Below are 17,540 nucleotides of genomic sequence, written 5' to 3' on the forward strand. Positions count from 1 at the left end.
TATTTTATTAGTAACTTGTAGATTATGGCAGGCGGAATAATATTCCTCTGACGCAATGGAGATCCGTATGGGAATTTCAAAAGCTAGTTTGCTCACTGTTGCTGTAGCGGGCATTCTGATGGCCGGTTGTCAAAGTTCCCGGTTCGACACACCGAAAGCAGCTCCGGCAGCGCCATTGCGTCCGGCGCCAACTGCAAAAGTTCAAAAGCAGCCTTTGACACCCGCTAATCCGAATCAGTTTCCGACTGCGCCAACAACAGGCACGGACGGCAATATGAATGCAGGTCTGCCGGAAGGTGGTCAGCAGGTAGCAAGTCTGCCGCCTGAATCCGCTCCAGCGCTTACTGCTGGTAGTGTTGCAGGCGTTTGGAATGCGAATCTCGGCGGTCAGAGCTGTAAGATTGCAACGCCGCAGACCAAGTTTGGTCAGGGCTACCGTGCAGGTCCGCTGCGTTGTCCGGGCGAATTGGCAAGCCTTGCTTCATGGGCAGTGAGTGGCAAGCAGCTCACCCTTTATAATGCAAATGGCGATACAGTTGCTTCGCTTTATTCAAGCGGTGCAAGCCGTTTTGATGGGCAGACCTCAAGTGGTCAGCCAGTAAGCCTTTCCCGTTAATCATTGATTAGCAGTAAAAGCTTGATAGAAAAGTTGCAGTTATAAGAATGGGGCACTGATAAAGTGCCCTTTTTCATGAGCCAAATTAACGTGCAGACAGGATATGATTTAGATATGTCTTTTGATGGCAGTTTGAAGGCGTTCCCTTCTGTGCGTGAGCATTATGAAGCTATGGTTCAGGCCGGAGATGTGGATAAGGATCCGGCGCAGCTGGAACTGACCGATCTTTATGATCAGCTGATTACCGCTATTTGCAACAAACGACTATCGCGCAAGTCCAGTGCGCTTGGATGGTTGTTCGGGCGTAATAAGCAGACGCAGACCATCATTCAGGGGCTTTATGTCCATGGTGAAGTTGGGCGCGGCAAAACCATGCTGATGGATATGTTCTTTCAGCTCTTGCCGATTGAGCGCAAGCGCCGTGCGCATTTCAATGATTTTATGGCCGATGTGCATGATCGTATTCATGCCCATCGTCAGGCATTTAAAAACGGCACCACCAAAATCGAAGACCCGATCCTGCCGGTTGCTGACGCTTTAAGCGAGCAGGCTTGGGTTTTGTGCTTTGACGAGTTTACCGTCACCGATATTACTGATGCTATGATCTTATCGCGCTTGTTTGCGGCTCTTTTTGAGCGCGGCGTGGTACTGATTGCCACCTCCAATGTCGCGCCTGATAATCTTTATCGTAATGGTTTGAACCGGCAGCTCTTTTTGCCATTCATCACTTTGCTCAAGCAATATGTACGCGTGATCAATCTGGATTCACGCACTGATTATCGTCTGGAAAAGCTTGATCTTCAGCCGGTCTATCTCACGCCTTTAAGTGATGATGCCGACAGGCAAATGGATGAGGCCTGGGAGGCCCAGAAAGCAGGCGCAAAGGAAGAACAGGCGATCATTCGTATTAAGGGGCGTGAAATTATTGTTTCACGCAGTGTTGCAGGTGCCGCGCGGTTTTCCTTTGATGAATTATGCGCCAAACCGCTGGCTGCAGCGGATTATATTGCCATTGTCAGCCAGTTTCCGACAATTTTTCTCGATCATGTGCCGGTGCTTGATCTGGCAAAACGCAATGAAGCCAAGCGCTTCATTTTGTTGATTGATACTTTGTACGATCATCATGCAAAATTGTTTGTTTCGGCAGAGGCTGCACCTGAGAAACTTTATATTGCGCGTTCGGGAACGGAAGCTTTCGAGTTTGACCGCACTGCCTCACGTTTATTTGAAATGCAGAGTGCGGAATATCTGGCGGCGGTGGAGCCTGTTTGAGCTGGAATTTTGAGCTGAATTGCCCGTAACAATAGGGTGAATGGGCTGGGTCTGTCGCTGGTTGTGATTTTGTGATAACTGCTCTATTCTAATAAATGAAAGCTGCAAAAGAGCAGGTAAGAACGGCTTTTGTGGCTCATTGTTGAGGTCGTGAATGGCCGGGCAGAGCGATTATATTGGTGCTGAACTGATCAGTCGCTTCATTGCCGGTAATACCGCAGTTTTTAAAGACAAAAACCGGTTTCATATTTGTCTTATAAAACTGCTCTAATGCTTTCGTAGAACTGGAATTCTTTCCGGTTTTATCGGATGCAGGCAATTGTCTTGGTAGGTGCGCTGCTTAAATGAGGATTGAAGGCAGGGCTTACCGGTTTAAATGTATAAAGTCACAAGGTGATGCCACGGGATTTTATACGGGAGTTGAGGTTAATCAGGCTAGAGCATAATTCCTTAAACTTGGATCAGTTTAAGGTAAAATTATGCTCTAATTTTAAAGTGTTAGAGCGACCTTTATGTGCCAGGTCCGGCGCACGGGCTCTAATGTCTGAACGGGAATATGGCATGATTTTTTATGCGTATTGCCGGATTGAACTTGGGAGGTTTGAGCAATTCGAAGATCTGTTAACAGCATGAAACAGCTGCCTGTTTCAGATTTTAAAGACGTCCGGAAACCTGTCCGGAGGTCACAATTTTGCTGAAATCATCCCGCACCATTTCATTCGATTTTTTGGTTTTCGAAGTACAAAAAAGCTCTTCAGAGAATCAAAATTTTGACGCTTACGTAAGAACTTATAAATCTAACCGATTGAAATCATTGAGGTGAAATTTATTAGTTGAGTTATTCCCGGAAAGAGCTTAGTGAGCATCAGCGCTAAAGCTATTTCCGGGCTGTCGCCGGAGCTTGTTTCGGCGTTTCTGTGAATCACAGCTTGAGGAAAGAAACTAACATGGCACGCAGCAAGATTGCCCTAATTGGTTCTGGTATGATCGGCGGTACGCTGGCTCACTTGGCCGGCCTGAAAGAACTCGGTGATGTCGTATTGTTCGATATTGCTGAAGGTATCCCGCAGGGTAAGGGGCTTGATATTGCAGAATCGTCACCTGTTGATGGTTTTGATGCGAATTATTCCGGTACCAACGATTATAAGGACATCGCAGGCGCTGATGTTGTAATAGTGACCGCAGGTGTACCACGTAAGCCGGGCATGAGCCGCGATGACCTTTTGGGTATCAACCTGAAGGTTATGGAGCAGGTCGGTGCCGGCATTAAGCAGTACGCACCTGACGCTTTTGTTATCTGCATCACCAACCCGCTTGATGCGATGGTTTGGGCATTGCAGAAATTCTCCGGTCTGCCAGCCAATAAGGTTGTCGGTATGGCCGGTGTTCTGGATAGCGCACGTTTCCGCTACTTCCTCTCCGAAGAATTTAAAGTTTCCGTTGAAGACGTTACAGCATTCGTGCTGGGCGGCCACGGTGACACCATGGTTCCGCTGACCCGTTACTCCACCGTTGCCGGTATTCCTTTGCCGGATCTGGTGAAGATGGGCTGGACAAGCCAGGAAAAGCTGGACCAGATCGTTCAGCGTACCCGTGACGGCGGCGCAGAAATCGTTGGTCTGCTGAAGACCGGTTCTGCATTCTATGCACCTGCTTCTTCTGCCATCCAGATGGCTGAATCCTACCTGAAGGACAAGAAGCGTGTTCTGCCGGTTGCTGCACAGCTCACCGGCCAGTATGGCGTTAACGACATGTATGTCGGTGTTCCGACCATCATTGGCGCCAACGGTGTTGAACGCGTCATCGAGATCGAAATGAACGAAGCTGAAAAAGCCGAGTTCGAGAAGTCGGTCGCTTCCGTTGCCGGTCTTTGCGATGCTTGTAAGGGCATTGCACCAGCACTTAAATAATTTGCTAAAAATGGCCGATGGGATCCGCTACCGGCCATTTTTTAAGCTTTTCTGAAACGATCCTTGAAAACAAGAGATCGGGAAATCCGCAAAGGACATCCAGATGAATATTCATGAATATCAGGCCAAGCGTCTGCTGCACTCGTTCGGTGCGCCAATCGCCAATGGTGTGGCTGTTTATTCCGTTGAACAGGCGGAAGAATGGGCAAAAACGCTTCCTGGTCCGCTTTATGTGGTCAAGAGCCAGATCCACGCAGGTGGTCGCGGTAAGGGTAAGTTCAAAGAGCTCGGCCCTGATGCAAAGGGCGGTGTACGCCTTGCCAAGTCGGTTGAAGAAGTTGTTGCCAATGCAAAAGAAATGCTCGGCAATACACTGGTAACCGCACAGACTGGTCCTGCCGGTAAGCAGGTCAATCGTTTGTACATCGAAGATGGTGCAGACATTGATCGCGAACTCTATCTCTCGATCCTGATCGACCGCACCGTTGGTCGTCCTGCATTCGTGGTTTCCACTGAAGGCGGCATGGATATTGAAGCTGTTGCAGAAGCAACACCTGAAAAAATCATCAATGTTGCGATTGCACCGGAAGATGGTGTGACTGCAGAAGATGCCAACAAACTTGCAGATGCGCTGAAGCTTGAAGGTCAGGCTCGTGAAGATGCACTGAAACTCTTCCCGGTTCTTTACAAAGCCTTCACTGAAAAAGACATGAGCCTGTTGGAAATCAACCCGCTCATCGTCATGACAGACGGCCGCATGCGCGTGCTGGATGCCAAAGTATCTTTTGATGGCAACGCTTTGTATCGTCATGCCGATATCATGGAACTGCGCGACACAAGCGAAGAAGATGCCAAGGAAATCGAAGCATCGAAATATGATCTGGCTTATGTAGCACTTGATGGCAACATCGGCTGCATGGTCAATGGTGCAGGCCTTGCAATGGCCACCATGGACATCATCAAGCTTTACGGCGCAGAACCTGCAAACTTCCTCGATGTTGGCGGCGGCGCTACCAAAGAAAAAGTAACCGCAGCTTTCAAAATCATCACAGCTGATCCGGCTGTTGAAGGTATTCTGGTCAACATCTTCGGCGGCATCATGAAATGCGACATCATCGCAGAAGGCGTGATCGCAGCTGTTAAGGAAGTTGGTCTGAAAGTTCCTCTCGTTGTGCGTCTTGAAGGCACCAACGTGGAACTGGGTAAGAAAATCATCAACGAGAGCGGCCTGAATGTTATTTCAGCTGACGATCTCGACGATGCGGCGCAGAAAATCGTCGCAGCAGTGAAGGGAAATTGAGGCATGTCCATTCTGATTAACAAGGACACCAAGGTTCTCGTACAGGGTCTGACCGGTAAAACCGGTACATTCCACACCGAACAGGCGCTGGCTTATTACGGCACCCAGATGGTTGGTGGTATTCACCCGAAAAAGGGTGGTGAAACCTGGACAGGCGCCGGCGGCGAAACCCTGCCTATTTTTGCAAGCGTTGCAGAAGCCAAAGATCGCACCAAAGCTGATGCTTCCGTGATCTATGTGCCGCCAGCAGGCGCAGCGGATGCAATTCTCGAAGCGATTGAAGCTGAAATCGGCCTCATCGTCTGCATCACCGAAGGTATTCCGGTTATGGACATGGTGCGTGTGAAGGATCGTCTGATCCGTTCAAAATCACGCCTCATCGGCCCTAACTGCCCGGGCATCCTGACCCCTGAAGAATGCAAAATCGGCATTATGCCGGGCAATATCTTCAAAAAAGGCTCGGTTGGCGTTGTGTCGCGTTCGGGTACACTGACCTATGAAGCAGTGTTCCAGACCTCCAACGAAGGCCTCGGCCAGACAACTGCTGTTGGTATTGGTGGCGACCCTGTTAAGGGTACAGAATTCATCGACATGCTGGAAATGTTCCTTGCTGATGATGAAACCAAGTCGATCGTCATGATCGGTGAAATCGGTGGTTCGGCTGAAGAAGAAGCTGCACAGTTCATCGCTGACGAAGCCAAGCGCGGCCGCAAGAAGCCAATGGTTGGTTTCATCGCAGGACGTACAGCACCTCCAGGCCGCACCATGGGTCACGCCGGTGCCGTCATTTCTGGCGGTAAAGGCGGAGCGGAAGACAAGATTGCTGCGATGGAAGCTGCGGGTATCCGCGTATCCCCATCACCGGCACAGCTTGGCAAGACGCTCGTTGAAGTGCTGAAGGGCTGAGGATGAACGGCTCTCGTTAAATATTTCCCGGTTCCGGCTTTTCAGCTGGTGCCGGGATTTGCGCAATGAGGCAGGATTTTCAGTACCGGACTAACTATTTGAATGTTTGTATGAAACTGCCCTTAAATCGGCCTGATTTTTGAAGTTTTATACGGTCCATAATGTCAGGGGTGCCGCACAGTTCCGCCCTGACCGCGTGAGGGGAGAAGCTTTCAACCCGCGCGAAGATGAACTGCTAAGAGGAGACGGGGCTCGGCCTCCGGATAAGTTATGGCAAGGCAAGAACAGGCTAACGACGTTTTCGCCCTCACTTCGTTCCTTTACGGCGGAAATGCCGATTATATTGAGGAACTATACGCTAAGTTTCAGGATGATCCGAACTCTGTCGATCAGCAGTGGCGTGATTTCTTCTCAGAACTGAATGACGATGCTGACGATGTGCGCAAAAATGCGCAGGGAGCATCATGGACCAAGCCGAACTGGCCGCTTGCTGAAAGCGGCGAACTGGTTTCAGCGCTGGACGGTAACTGGGCAGATGTTGAAAAACACGTCACCGACAAGCTGAAAGCTAAGTCAGACAATGGCGCGAAAGCGACACTGACCGCAGAAGAGCTGACACAGGCTGCCCGCGATTCCGTTCATGCCATTATGATGATCCGCGCTTATCGTATGCGCGGCCATTTGCATGCCAATCTGGATCCGCTCGGTCTTGCCGACAAGCCTGATGCTTATAATGAGCTGGAACCGGAAAATTACGGTTTTACACCGGCTGATTATAGCCGCAAAATTTTCATCGATAATGTGCTTGGTCTGGAATATGCCACTATTCCGGAAATGCTGGCTATTTTGAAGCGCACCTACTGCTCCACCATGGGCGTAGAGTTCATGCACATTTCCAATCCGGCTGAAAAAGCCTGGATTCAGGAACGTATCGAAGGCCCGGATAAAGGCTTTGCATTTACCCCTGAAGGTAAAAAAGCAATTCTGTCGAAGCTGGTTGAAGCAGAAGGCTTCGAACAGTTCATCGACGTTAAATATAAAGGCACCAAGCGTTTTGGTCTGGATGGCGGTGAATCGCTGATCCCTGCTCTTGAGCAGATCATCAAGCGCGGCGGCTCCATGGGCTTGAAAGAAATCGTGTTTGGTATGGCTCACCGTGGCCGCCTCAACGTGCTTTCTCAGGTTATGGGCAAACCGCACCGTGCTATTTTCCACGAGTTTAAAGGCGGTTCTTACGCTCCTGATGATGTGGAAGGTTCAGGCGACGTGAAGTACCATCTGGGTGCATCATCCGACCGTGAATTTGACGGCAATGAAGTGCATCTTTCGCTGACAGCCAACCCGTCCCACCTTGAAATCGTCAATCCGGTTGTGATGGGTAAAGCACGCGCCAAGCAGGATCTGCTTGTCGGCCGCACCCGTGATGATCTGGTGCCGTTGACTGAACGTGCCAAAGTGCTGCCATTGCTGCTTCATGGTGATGCGGCTTTTGCCGGTCAGGGTGTTGTGGCTGAGTGTCTGGGGCTTTCCGGTCTGCGCGGTCACCGCGTTGCCGGTACTGTTCACTTCATCATCAATAACCAGATCGGTTTCACCACCAATCCGGCTTTCTCCCGTTCGTCCCCATATCCGTCCGATGTGGCTAAGATGATCGAAGCGCCGATTTTCCACGTTAATGGTGATGATCCGGAAGCTGTTGTATTTGCAGCCAAGGTCGCGATTGAATACCGCATGACATTCCATAAGCCAGTTGTGGTTGATATGTTCTGCTACCGTCGCTTTGGTCACAACGAAGGTGATGAGCCTGCGTTCACCCAGCCTTTGATGTATCAGGAAATCCGTGCGCACAAGACCACTTTGCAGCTCTATAGCGACAAGCTGATTGCTGAAGGTCTGGTGACACAGGAAGAAGTTGACCAGATGAAAGCGCAATGGCGCGAAAATCTGGAAAAAGAGTTTGAAGCAGGTCAGAGCTATAAGCCAAACAAGGCTGACTGGCTGGACGGTGCATGGACAGGCTTGCGCACTGCGGATAATGCAGATGAGCAGCGCCGCGGTAAAACCGGCGTACCGCTGAAAACTCTGAAAGAAATCGGTAAGAAGCTGGTTGAAGTTCCAAGCGACTTCAACGTGCATCGCACCATTCAGCGTTTCCTCGATAACCGCGCCAAGATGATTGAAAGCGGTGAGGGCATTGACTGGGCAACGGCAGAATCGCTGGCTTTCGGTACTCTTGTTTCTGAAGGCAATCCGATCCGCCTTTCGGGTCAGGATGTGGAACGCGGTACCTTCTCCCAGCGTCACACTGTTCTCTACGATCAGCAAAACCAGAACCGCTATACACCGCTGAATAATATTCAGAAGGGTCAGGCAATTTACGAAGCCATCAACTCGATGCTTTCCGAAGAGGCCGTCCTTGGTTACGAATATGGTTATTCGCTGTCCGATCCGCGTGCGCTGACCCTTTGGGAAGCCCAGTTTGGTGACTTCGCCAACGGTGCACAGGTTGTGTTTGACCAGTTCATCTCGTCAGGTGAACGCAAGTGGCTGCGTATGTCCGGTCTCGTCTGCCTTCTGCCGCATGGTTATGAAGGTCAGGGTCCTGAGCATTCATCCGCCCGTCTCGAGCGTTATCTCCAGCTTTGCGCGGAAGATAATATGCAAGTGGCCAACGTTACCACACCGGCGAACTACTTCCATATTCTGCGCCGTCAGATGAAACGCGATTTCCGCAAGCCTTTGATCATGATGACACCAAAGTCATTGCTGCGTCATAAGCGTGCGATTTCGACATTGAGTGAACTTTCAGGCGATTCATCCTTCCACCGTCTGTTGTGGGATGATGCGCAATATCTGAAAGATCAGCCGATCAAGCTGCAAAAAGATGCGAAAATCCGTCGTGTGGTTCTTTGCTCCGGTAAGGTCTATTATGATCTTTACGAAGAGCGTGAGAGACGCGGTATCGACGACATCTATCTGTTGCGCGTCGAGCAGCTCTATCCGTTCCCGGCTAAGGCGCTCATCAATGAACTGTCCCGTTTCCGCGGTGCGGAAATTGTATGGTGTCAGGAAGAGCCGAAGAACATGGGCGCCTGGTCGTTCATCGAGCCTTATCTGGAATGGGTACTTGCGCATATTGATGCAAAATATCCGCGCGCTCGTTATACAGGCCGTCCGGCTGCGGCATCACCTGCAACAGGCTTGATGTCCAGACATCTGGAACAGCTTGCAGCATTCCTTGAAGATGCGCTCGGCTCTTAATGAGCCGGACGCCTTTCATCAGAATTTTCAGACTTGAGATCAACGGAAGATAAAACCATGGCCACCGAAATCCGCGTTCCTACACTTGGGGAATCCGTCTCTGAGGCAACCATTGGCAAATGGTTCAAAAAAGTCGGCGAAGCTGTCGCTCTCGATGAACCGCTTGTCGAACTGGAAACCGATAAAGTAACGATTGAAGTTCCAGCCGCTGCTGCCGGCGTTCTGGCAGAAATCACTGCACAGGAAGGCGATACTGTTGAAGTAAACGCTCTTCTTGGCCAGATTTCTACTGATGGTGCAGCTGTTGCAGCCACCCCAAAGCCAGCCGCTAGCGCACCTGCAGCTGCCCCAGCACCAGTTGCAGCCTCTTCGGGCTTGGCAATGGCACCAGCACCATCTGCTGCCAAGCTGTTGGCTGAAAGCGGCGTGAGTGCTGATCAGGTTGCCGGTTCCGGCAAGCGTGGTCAGGTTCTTAAAGGCGATGTGCTTGATGCCGTTGCCAAGGGCATTTCAGCAGCACCTGTGGCAGCTCCGGCTGTTGCCCGTGCGGCTTCACCGGCTGGTGATGAAGTGCGTGAAGAACGCGTGAAAATGACCCGTCTGCGCCAGACCATTGCACGTCGTTTGAAGGACGCGCAGAACACTGCTGCCATGCTCACCACTTACAACGAAGTGGACATGTCTGCGGTTATGGATCTGCGTAAGCGCTACAAGGATATCTTTGAGAAGAAACACGGCGTGAAGCTCGGCTTCATGGGCTTCTTCACCAAAGCTGTAACCCATGCCTTGAAAGAAATTCCGGCTGTTAACGCTGAAATCGACGGCAACGACATCATCTACAAGAACTTTGCTCATGTGGGTATGGCTGTTGGCACCGATAAGGGTCTGGTTGTTCCGGTTATCCGTGATGCCGATCAGATGTCGATTGCCGGCGTTGAAAAGGAACTGGGTCGTCTGGCAAAAGCTGCCCGTGACGGTTCGCTTTCTGTCGCTGACATGCAGGGCGGCACTTTCACCATCACCAATGGTGGTGTTTATGGCTCCCTGATGTCTTCACCAATCCTCAATGCACCGCAGTCCGGTATTCTTGGCATGCACAAGATTCAGGAGCGTCCGGTTGTTGTTGGTGGTCAGATTGTTATCCGTCCGATGATGTATCTGGCTCTGTCTTATGACCACCGCATCGTTGACGGCAAGGAAGCAGTAACCTTCCTCGTTCGCGTCAAGGATAGCCTGGAAGATCCGGAACGTCTGGTTCTCGATCTCTAATATTGCTCAGAGCGGCGGTTATAATAGCCGCCGCTCATTCTCTTGATTTGTTTGTTTTGTCGCATTTTACCGGGTCAGAACCATGCACGCATACCTGATCGAACTGGCATCATTGATGGCGATTTTTGCTTTTGCAGTGATTTCGCCCGGCGCTGATCTGGCTATGGTTATGCGGCAGGCTATGGTGCACGGGCGCAAACAGGCAATTATCACCAGTTTTGGTATTGGTGCCGCACTGATGATGCATGTAAGCTATACAGTGCTGGGGCTTGGCCTCATTATCTCCAAATCGATCTATTTGTTTAATCTGGTGAAATGGTGCGGTGTGGCCTATCTGGTTTATATCGGCATCAAGGCATTGCGCTCTTCGGGCGGCTTCGTGCAAATCAGCCCTGAAGGCACTGCGCAGACTGCATCAAAAATTCTTGGCAAACAGCAAAGCTTCATGAAAGCTTTCAGCCTTGGATTTGCAGCCAATGCGTTGAACCCTAAGGCTGTGTTTTTCTTCCTTTCGATCTTTTCAACCGTGGTGAGCGTTGGTACGCCGACGCAGATCAAGCTTGGCTATGGCGTGCTGATGGCCGTATGTCTGATTAGCTGGTTTGTCTGTGTGTCACTGTTTATGACAACGCCGCATATGCAGGCAGCATTTGCGCGGGCGGGCAAAATGATTGATCGGGTCAGTGGTTTGGTTTTTATCACGCTGGGACTGAAACTGGCCACAGAAAAGGCCCATATCTAATCGCATGTGATTTTCTATTCACTGAGCATATTGACGGGGATTCTCAAGGAGAAAACATATGAGCTGTTATCGCACGATTTTAAAAACTGCTTCTGTCATGTTGTTGGCTGGTATCGTGGCTGCCCCTTCGGGCGCCTTTGCGGCCTGCATGCAAAATCGTGCGGTTTATACAGATCGCGATGATAATTATACGCTGACTTTCCGTCCTGAAGAGCCCAATGATCTGAATTTCAGTCCGGCTCCGACCAATGAATTTACAATCACTTATAATGAAAAGCCGGAATTCAAGCTGACAGGTCTGGTGGTTTGGCCGGAAGAGGCGGTTAAACGTCCGCTGGCGATGATTATGTATAATTGTGGTGGTGCGGGTGCGTCCTCCGAAGATCTGGAAGATTGCAGCATTTGGCAGGGCGTTGTTTATGCGCTGAAAGAGACAGCCGAAGCTGAGCCATTGCCAAAGGCAGAAGAACCTGCCGCCCAGACAGTGCTGTTTCCGGATTTGCTCGGTGCGCTGGATGTTTATGATTTTGGCGAAGCAAAGCCAGCCGAACCGCTGACATGGGAAGCGTTCCGTTTCAAAACCTGCACGCAGGAAGCAGAATAAGTTTAAATCTGCCTGATAAGGCAGATGTGAAGATCAATGACTCATCGTTATGGAAAACGTGGGTTACCATCAATCAAAGGGCAGATTTGCTCTCGTTGAAAGTAAAGAGGATTATTGAATGTCTTACGATGTCGTCGTCATCGGAACCGGACCAGGCGGTTATGTGGCAGCTATTAAAGCCGCGCAGTTAGGCCTTAAAGTAGCGGTTATTGAAAAGCGTAAGACATATGGCGGCACCTGCCTCAATGTTGGCTGCATTCCTTCAAAAGCACTGCTGCATGCTTCTGAAGTTTATGAAGAAGCTGGCCATTCTTTTGATGCACTCGGCGTTGAAGTAAGCAAGCCGAAGCTGAACCTGGAAAAAATGCTGGCGCATAAAGACAACACTGTTAAAGCGAACGTCACCGGCGTTGAGTTCCTGTTCAAGAAGAACAAGATCACTGCTTTCACCGGTACCGGTAAAGTGGTTGCGCAGGGCAAAGTTTCGGTCACATCCGAAGATGGTAAAGTTGAAGAACTGACCACCAAAAACATCATTATCGCTACGGGTTCTGATGTTGCCGGTATTCCGGGCGTTGAAGTTGCATTCGATGAAAAGATCATCGTTTCTTCAACCGGCGCTCTGTCTTTTGACAAAGTACCGGAAAGCATGATCGTTGTGGGCGGCGGTGTTATCGGTCTGGAACTGGGTTCTGTCTGGTCACGTCTTGGCACCAAGGTGACCGTTGTTGAATATCTCGACAAGGTTCTGGGCGCGATGGACGGTGATGTATCTAAACACTTCCAGCGCATGATGGAAAAACAGGGTCTGGCTTTCAAGCTGGGTGCGAAAGTCACCGGCGTTGAAAAAGCTGGTAAGGGCGCGAAAGTGACCTATTCGCCGGTTAAAGGCGGCGATGCGGAAGTGCTGGAAGCCGATGTGGTGCTGGTTGCAACCGGTCGCCGTCCTTACACCGATGGTCTGGGTCTTCAAGAGGCCGGTGTGGCGCTTGATGAACGTGGCCGCGTTGCGATTAACGATCATTGGCAGACCAATGTTGCCGGCATTTATGCCATCGGTGACGTGGTTAAAGGCCCGATGCTGGCGCATAAAGCTGAAGATGAAGGCGTGGCCGTTGCTGAATTGATCGCCGGTCAGGCCGGACATGTGAATTTCGACGTTATCCCAAGCGTTGTTTACACCCAGCCGGAAGTAGCTTCTGTTGGTAAAACCGAAGAAGAACTGAAAGCTGCCGGCGTTGAATATAAAGTCGGCAAATTCCCGTTCACTGCAAATGGTCGTGCGCGTGCAATGCAGCACACCGATGGTTTTGTAAAAATTCTTGCAGACAAAGCCACCGACAAAGTTCTGGGCGCACATATCCTCGGCTACAATGCCGGTGAAATGATCCATGAACTGACCGTGCTGATGGAGTTTGGTGGCTCGTCAGAAGATCTGGCGCGTACCTGCCATGCGCATCCAACCATGTCGGAAGCTGTCCGTGAATCGGCCATGGCAACCAGTGGAAAACCAATCCATATGTAATTTGCATTGTGCAAATGAGAAAAGCCCGGATGGTTCCTCCGGGCTTTTTTGTTTTGATATGCGGCGGGATGCGCTTGTTAGTTCAGCGGCACATTCTCGACGGTAAAGCCTTGTGCGCGCAACAATTCCACAAGGCCGTCTTCGCCCGGTAAATGCAGCGCGCCAACAGCCATAAAAACATCGCCGTGATTGAAGAAGGTCAGGCCACGTTCCATCATATTGTGGTTACGTTTGTTGACCATGATTTCTTCAAATTTTTGATAATCCTCATCGCTGAGACCGTCTTCATCAAGAGCCTGTAAGATAGGCGCCATCAGGCCGATACGCCCTTCGAGATAAAGATGGGTGAGTGTTTCCATGAAATCATCGATCTCATCAAGGGCGCGTACACTTGCGAGCAAGCCTTTGTGATGAAACTCCATCGGCAGCGCTTTCATAGCTTCCAATTGCTCTGCTGCTGTTTCCAAGCCGACCAGATGTTTATCCAGTTCTTGAGCGCGTTTTGCCAGCATCATGTCCAGCGCGACTTTACCTTGTGCCTGATGCACGCTTTCACATTGCGGTATGCTCAATAGATTGGTGACAATCCATGGCTGAAGCTTATCAAAGGCGGCGAGGCTGAGATTGCGTTTGGATAATTGCTGACGAATTTCCAGTTGTTCTTCTTCGGAAAACAGCTTGGACAATGTGTCATTGCCTTGCATTTGGATGAGGTTAGGCTGGGTACTCAGAATTTGAACCAGAAACGCCGGATCAAGTACATCGGTGGTTTCGATAATCATGGTTTCAGACTTGTCCAGTAAGGCCAAAACGGGGGCAGGCGCATTGGAAATACGCGGATCGCTTAAATGCATTGTGCCGAAAAGATAAGAGGTTTTTACATTCGGCTTGGTGATTTTCCACAACAGGCCGGAATGGTTGGGTGTTTTTTCAGCTTCAGCTTGCAGTTTTTGATAGGTGTCCGGATGTTTTTTGATAAAATCCGGCAGCAGATTTTTAGCGGGCTTACAAGCCGCCGTTTGTGCTTCTTGTGCATAAGAATTTTGCGTGAAAGCAAAGGATCCGGCTGCCAATAATAATGTCAGCGTTAAAAAACGCGCGGGGGTTTTGAGGTGGTGCCACATATTTTTCATGAGAAGAATATAGGCGTAAAATTGTGAAATTACATACGTGGATGCGCTTTATCGTAAATTTCCAACAGGCGATCGGTGTCCACACCGGTATAGACCTGTGTGGTGGAAAGGCTGGCATGGCCGAGCAGTTCCTGAATCGTGCGCAAATCGCCGCCGCGCCCTAATAAATGGGTCGCAAAAGAATGGCGCAAAGCGTGCGGTGTGGCGCTGTCCGGCAGACCAAGAGCGGAGCGCATTTTTTGCATTTCACGCTGGATGATGCCTTGCTGCAAGCGGCCACCTTTGGCACCGCGAAAAAGCGGTTGATCGGCACTTAAATCATAGGGGCAGAGTTTGCGATAATCGGCCACGGCACGGTGGATGACGGGCAATAGCGGCACCATGCGGCTTTTGCCGCCCTTACCGATGAGGACGATTGAGCGCTCATTGGGATCACTGAGCGCATCTCCGTTAAGGTTGAGCGCTTCTGAAATACGCAAACCACAACCATAAAGCAGTGTCAGCACGGCTGCATTGCGGGCGGCAATCCACGGCTCTTCTGCCAGTTGCTCAATTGTACTGACAACTTTAAGCGCATCTTGCGTGGTTAAAGGTTTCGGTAATGATTTTGGCTGTTTGGGTGCGCGGATAGCGCTTGCCCCTGCCGCATTGGCAAGGCCGCGGCGCTCCAGATGGCGCAATAGCGAGCGCACACCGGCAAGGCCGCGCCCAAGCGTGCGCGCACCGGCACCATCATTACGGCGATTGGCTAAAAATGAACGTAAATCAGCAACCCGCAAAGCGCTGACATCTTTCAGGCTCGGCGGTTCACCCAAATGACCGGTTAAAAATTGCAGGAACTGGCGTGTATCGCGTTCATAGGCTTGCAGCGTATTGTCGGAGAGGCGGCGGGTTTCGCTTAAGCTTTTCAACCATTCTTCACGCGCAGCCTGCAAATCTGCGCGCGCAGGGATCAGAAATTCTTGTGATTTGGAAACTGTGCTCATGCGCTTTAAAATATGCCGTTTGATGAGTTAAGCGATGCAACTATTGTGCCATTGAGTTATTACTCAGAGCTTACATATTATTTTTCTCGATCAATTATCTTGGACTTTGCCTGAAGATTGGTTAATCGGAAGGGAAAGATCAGATGAATGTTAGGAACCATCATGTCGCGTCCGGAAAATCCTGTCCAACTCGCCGTTATCGGTGCTGCACACGGCATACGTGGTGAAGTGCGGGTTAAACCTTATACGGAAGATCCGTTGGCTATCGGTGATTATGGTCTGCTTTATGATAAGCAGGGCAAATCTTATGAAGTGCTGGATGTGCGCAACGCGAAGACAGTAGTCATCGTTCGTTTCCGCGGTGTCAATGACCGCAATGCCGCCGAAGCGCTGAACGGCACTGAATTATTCATTGATCGTTCGCAATTGTCGGAAGATCTGGATGATGACGAGTTTTATTATGCCGATCTGATTGGCTTACAAGCCTATGACCAGCAAGGCAACAATCACGGCCGTGTCCATGCTTTGTTTGATTTTGGTGGTGGTGATCTGATTGAACTGCGTCTAACAGGGCGCAAGCCAATGCTTATCCCGTTTACCGAAGCCGCAGTCACCGAGATCGATCTGACCAATGGCAAGATCATTGTTGATCCTTATGCAGCCGGTCTTATCGCCGATCAGGATGATGATTATCCTGACGATGGCTATGATGATGAACGTGATCGTGAAGCATGAGCGCTGATATGACATTGAAAAAATTTCAGGCATCGGTGCTGACGCTTTATCCAGAAATGTTTCCGGGCCCTTTGGGTGTGTCCTTGGCTGGGAAAGCTTTGAACGAGGCCAAATGGTCACTGGAAACAGTTCAGATTCGTGATTTTGCCGAAGATAAACATCGCATGGTCGATGATACGCCGTCTGGCGGCGGTGCCGGTATGGTGATGAAAGCGGATGTGGTGGCAAGAGCCATCGATTCGGTTGCCGATCATCGCCCGAAACTGCTGATGAGCCCGCGCGGCAAACCTTTGACGCAAAAACGCGTGCGTGAGCTTGCGGCAGGTGATGGCGCAATCATCATGTGCGGGCGCTTTGAAGGGCTGGACGAGCGGGTGATTGAAAGCCGCGAGCTGGAAGAGATTTCCATCGGCGATTATATTCTCTCAGGCGGCGAAACTGCTGCCATCGTTCTGCTTGATGCTATCGTGCGCTTACTGCCAGGCGTTATGGGCAATCAGGAATCAGGGGAAACCGAAAGCTTTGAAACAGGGCTTTTGGAACATCCGCATTATACCCGTCCGCAAGTGTGGGAAGGGCGCTCTATTCCTGAAATCCTGACATCGGGCAATCATGGTGCGATTGATAAATGGCGCCGTGCGCAGGCTGAAGAAATTACCAAAACACGCCGCCCTGATTTATGGGAAGCGTTTAAAGGACATAAGAAATAATGCTGATTTTGCGCCGCGCAGAATATGGGGCGGTTTTACTGATTGCTCTATGGTTTTATGCGATCAGCGGCGCAAGCTGGTGGCTGTTTGCCCTTTGTTTTCTGGTGCCGGATTTAACCATGCTCGGTTATGTTTTCGGCAATCGGGCAGGGGCGGTCATTTATAATATCGGCCATAGTTTTTTGGGCGTGATTGCTTTAGCCATATTCATTCATATCTTCGATCAGGAATGGTTGTGGCCTTATATGCTGATCTGGTTTGCGCATATCGCTTTTGACCGGATGCTTGGTTATGGGCTGAAATATGCGTCGAGCTTTCAGGATACGCATATGGGGCGTATTGGCCGGAGAAAAATATAAGAAGCTATTAAAACTTGCGTGCTGCTGATGCACATAGAGTTGATTAACTCGTGCTAATAGTGTATTGCGACGCCAGTTCCGGAACTAACCGGACGTTCGCTAAATCAATAAATGGTGAACCGCCCCTGCTGAAAAGCATAAATTTGTGGCCATGTTGCTACAAGTGAAGCGTTGGGCGCTCTGGCTGTTTGAGAAGAACTACTAAGGATTAG

The 17,540-nt window shown here is 50.3% G+C and carries 15 protein-coding genes; 13 read left to right on the forward strand and 2 right to left on the reverse strand.

From position 1 onward, the window contains the following. Window positions 1–67: 67 nt before the first annotated feature. The 10 genes from ABDZ76_RS05770 (at window position 68) to lpdA (ending at window position 13,405) form a co-directional block, all read left to right on the forward strand. The gene (locus ABDZ76_RS05770; RefSeq protein ID WP_343802547.1) at window positions 68–616 is read left to right on the forward strand and encodes a protease inhibitor Inh/omp19 family protein; all 549 of its coding nucleotides are present in this window, start codon (window positions 68–70) and stop codon (window positions 614–616) included. Window positions 617–730: 114 nt separating this feature from the next. Continuing rightward, on the forward strand, window positions 731–1,888 hold the full coding sequence (zapE, locus tag ABDZ76_RS05775) for a cell division protein ZapE (RefSeq protein ID WP_343803142.1): 1,158 nt from the start codon (window positions 731–733) through the stop codon (window positions 1,886–1,888). A 947-nt stretch (window positions 1,889–2,835) separates the two neighbouring features. Then, window positions 2,836–3,798 (forward strand): malate dehydrogenase, encoded by a 963-nt coding sequence (mdh, locus tag ABDZ76_RS05780; protein WP_343802550.1) that lies wholly within the window; start codon window positions 2,836–2,838, stop codon window positions 3,796–3,798. Window positions 3,799–3,901: 103 nt separating this feature from the next. Beyond that, window positions 3,902–5,098, forward strand: coding sequence for an ADP-forming succinate--CoA ligase subunit beta (gene sucC / locus ABDZ76_RS05785; RefSeq protein WP_343802553.1), 1,197 nt, complete (start codon window positions 3,902–3,904; stop codon window positions 5,096–5,098). Between the two features lie 3 nt (window positions 5,099–5,101). After that, window positions 5,102–6,004, forward strand: a complete 903-nt coding sequence (sucD, locus tag ABDZ76_RS05790; RefSeq protein WP_343802556.1) for a succinate--CoA ligase subunit alpha — start codon at window positions 5,102–5,104, stop codon at window positions 6,002–6,004. 270 nt (window positions 6,005–6,274) lie between these two features. Further along, window positions 6,275–9,265 (forward strand): 2-oxoglutarate dehydrogenase E1 component, encoded by a 2,991-nt coding sequence (locus ABDZ76_RS05795; protein WP_343802559.1) that lies wholly within the window; start codon window positions 6,275–6,277, stop codon window positions 9,263–9,265. A 57-nt stretch (window positions 9,266–9,322) separates the two neighbouring features. Continuing rightward, the gene (gene odhB, locus ABDZ76_RS05800; protein WP_343802562.1) at window positions 9,323–10,534 is read left to right on the forward strand and encodes a 2-oxoglutarate dehydrogenase complex dihydrolipoyllysine-residue succinyltransferase; all 1,212 of its coding nucleotides are present in this window, start codon (window positions 9,323–9,325) and stop codon (window positions 10,532–10,534) included. Window positions 10,535–10,616: 82 nt separating this feature from the next. Next, window positions 10,617–11,276 (forward strand): LysE family translocator, encoded by a 660-nt coding sequence (locus ABDZ76_RS05805; protein WP_343802565.1) that lies wholly within the window; start codon window positions 10,617–10,619, stop codon window positions 11,274–11,276. Window positions 11,277–11,334: 58 nt separating this feature from the next. Beyond that, the gene (locus ABDZ76_RS05810; protein WP_374844594.1) at window positions 11,335–11,880 is read left to right on the forward strand and encodes a hypothetical protein; all 546 of its coding nucleotides are present in this window, start codon (window positions 11,335–11,337) and stop codon (window positions 11,878–11,880) included. Between the two features lie 118 nt (window positions 11,881–11,998). Further along, window positions 11,999–13,405, forward strand: coding sequence for a dihydrolipoyl dehydrogenase (gene lpdA, locus ABDZ76_RS05815; RefSeq protein WP_343802568.1), 1,407 nt, complete (start codon window positions 11,999–12,001; stop codon window positions 13,403–13,405). 77 nt (window positions 13,406–13,482) lie between these two features. Here lpdA and ABDZ76_RS05820 read toward each other — a convergent pair whose 3' ends face one another. Together ABDZ76_RS05820 and ABDZ76_RS05825 are read right to left on the reverse strand one after the other, a co-directional pair. Next, a complete protein-coding gene (locus ABDZ76_RS05820; protein WP_343802571.1) occupies window positions 13,483–14,529 on the reverse strand; it encodes a TraB/GumN family protein in 1,047 nt (348 codons plus the stop codon). 38 nt (window positions 14,530–14,567) lie between these two features. Beyond that, window positions 14,568–15,524: a tyrosine recombinase XerC gene (locus tag ABDZ76_RS05825; protein WP_343802574.1), complete on the reverse strand. Its 957-nt coding sequence runs from the start codon at window positions 15,522–15,524 to the stop codon at window positions 14,568–14,570. Window positions 15,525–15,686: 162 nt separating this feature from the next. On the opposite strand from ABDZ76_RS05825, the gene rimM reads away from it, so the two are divergent. Genes rimM through ABDZ76_RS05840 form a run of 3 tightly spaced genes read left to right on the forward strand, consistent with a single transcriptional unit; the run spans window position 15,687 to window position 17,328 of the window. Beyond that, on the forward strand, window positions 15,687–16,259 hold the full coding sequence (gene rimM / locus ABDZ76_RS05830; protein ID WP_343803148.1) for a ribosome maturation factor RimM: 573 nt from the start codon (window positions 15,687–15,689) through the stop codon (window positions 16,257–16,259). A gap of 8 nt (window positions 16,260–16,267) precedes the next feature. After that, window positions 16,268–16,969, forward strand: a complete 702-nt coding sequence (gene trmD / locus ABDZ76_RS05835; protein WP_343802577.1) for a tRNA (guanosine(37)-N1)-methyltransferase TrmD — start codon at window positions 16,268–16,270, stop codon at window positions 16,967–16,969. After that, window positions 16,969–17,328, forward strand: a complete 360-nt coding sequence (locus ABDZ76_RS05840; RefSeq protein WP_343802580.1) for a DUF4260 domain-containing protein — start codon at window positions 16,969–16,971, stop codon at window positions 17,326–17,328. The genes trmD and ABDZ76_RS05840 overlap by 1 nt, the downstream gene beginning before the upstream one ends. Window positions 17,329–17,540 lie beyond the last annotated feature (212 nt).

The organism is Paenochrobactrum glaciei (assembly GCF_039522165.1).
In the GTDB taxonomy this organism is placed as follows: Bacteria; Pseudomonadota; Alphaproteobacteria; order Rhizobiales; family Rhizobiaceae; genus Paenochrobactrum; species Paenochrobactrum glaciei.

What these genes read in the sequence shown, in the direction of transcription:
- trmD (WP_343802577.1), top strand. Translation starts at nt 16,268, where the DNA reads ATGACATTGAAAAAATTTCAGGCATCGGTGCTGACGCTTTATCCAGAA.
- ABDZ76_RS05840 (WP_343802580.1), top strand. Translation starts at nt 16,969, where the DNA reads ATGCTGATTTTGCGCCGCGCAGAATATGGGGCGGTTTTACTGATTGCT.
- zapE (WP_343803142.1), top strand. Translation starts at nt 731, where the DNA reads ATGTCTTTTGATGGCAGTTTGAAGGCGTTCCCTTCTGTGCGTGAGCAT.
- sucD (WP_343802556.1), top strand. Translation starts at nt 5,102, where the DNA reads ATGTCCATTCTGATTAACAAGGACACCAAGGTTCTCGTACAGGGTCTG.
- ABDZ76_RS05805 (WP_343802565.1), top strand. Translation starts at nt 10,617, where the DNA reads ATGCACGCATACCTGATCGAACTGGCATCATTGATGGCGATTTTTGCT.
- sucC (WP_343802553.1), top strand. Translation starts at nt 3,902, where the DNA reads ATGAATATTCATGAATATCAGGCCAAGCGTCTGCTGCACTCGTTCGGT.
- odhB (WP_343802562.1), top strand. Translation starts at nt 9,323, where the DNA reads ATGGCCACCGAAATCCGCGTTCCTACACTTGGGGAATCCGTCTCTGAG.
- rimM (WP_343803148.1), top strand. Translation starts at nt 15,687, where the DNA reads ATGTCGCGTCCGGAAAATCCTGTCCAACTCGCCGTTATCGGTGCTGCA.
- ABDZ76_RS05825 (WP_343802574.1), bottom strand. Translation starts at nt 15,524, where the DNA reads ATGAGCACAGTTTCCAAATCACAAGAATTTCTGATCCCTGCGCGCGCA.
- ABDZ76_RS05820 (WP_343802571.1), bottom strand. Translation starts at nt 14,529, where the DNA reads ATGTGGCACCACCTCAAAACCCCCGCGCGTTTTTTAACGCTGACATTA.
- ABDZ76_RS05795 (WP_343802559.1), top strand. Translation starts at nt 6,275, where the DNA reads ATGGCAAGGCAAGAACAGGCTAACGACGTTTTCGCCCTCACTTCGTTC.
- mdh (WP_343802550.1), top strand. Translation starts at nt 2,836, where the DNA reads ATGGCACGCAGCAAGATTGCCCTAATTGGTTCTGGTATGATCGGCGGT.
- ABDZ76_RS05810 (WP_374844594.1), top strand. Translation starts at nt 11,335, where the DNA reads ATGAGCTGTTATCGCACGATTTTAAAAACTGCTTCTGTCATGTTGTTG.
- lpdA (WP_343802568.1), top strand. Translation starts at nt 11,999, where the DNA reads ATGTCTTACGATGTCGTCGTCATCGGAACCGGACCAGGCGGTTATGTG.
- ABDZ76_RS05770 (WP_343802547.1), top strand. Translation starts at nt 68, where the DNA reads ATGGGAATTTCAAAAGCTAGTTTGCTCACTGTTGCTGTAGCGGGCATT.